The 470-nt window shown below is 47.0% G+C and carries 2 tRNA genes; both read right to left on the bottom strand.

The features are described 5' to 3' along the window. Positions 1-181: 181 nt before the first annotated feature. Positions 182-257: transfer RNA gene (locus FHL16_RS33895), tRNA-Ala, on the bottom strand. Positions 258-284: 27 nt separating this feature from the next. Beyond that, a tRNA-Ile gene (locus FHL16_RS33890) sits at positions 285-361 on the bottom strand. Between the last annotated feature and the right edge of the window lie 109 nt (positions 362-470).

Genomic DNA, 470 nt, shown 5'->3' with positions numbered 1-470 from the left:
AAGAGTAACTCACAAATTTTACCTTAGCCTGATCCGTTACCAGTGAAAGTAACGTTCAGTCTATCTTTCTATCACATACCCAAATTTTTAAAGAACGATCTAGCCAAAGACTAGAAATCAACATTCACCATCATCACAATGGAATGCTCATTTCTAAGCTTTCAACAAACAGAAGCAGTAGTGGTGGAGCCAAACGGGATCGAACCGTTGACCTCCTGCGTGCAAGGCAGGCGCTCTCCCAGCTGAGCTATGGCCCCGTATTTCTACAGGTTCCCACACAAAATTGGTGGGTCTGGGCAGATTCGAACTGCCGACCTCACCCTTATCAGGGGTGCGCTCTAACCAACTGAGCTACAGACCCAATTTCGGGCTGCTTCTTATCGTCTTCTTCAATGAATCAAGCAATTCGTGTGGGAACTTATGGAGCAGCTGATGTCGTCGATTAAGGAGGTGATCCAGCCGCAGGTTCC

Origin of the sequence: Pseudomonas sp. FSL W5-0299 (assembly GCF_005930655.1) — a bacterium.
Classification (GTDB): domain Bacteria; phylum Pseudomonadota; class Gammaproteobacteria; order Pseudomonadales; family Pseudomonadaceae; genus Aquipseudomonas; species Aquipseudomonas mandelii.
The sequence above is the reverse complement of the archived record's forward strand: the minus strand, read 5'-3'. Positions and strand labels throughout refer to the sequence as shown.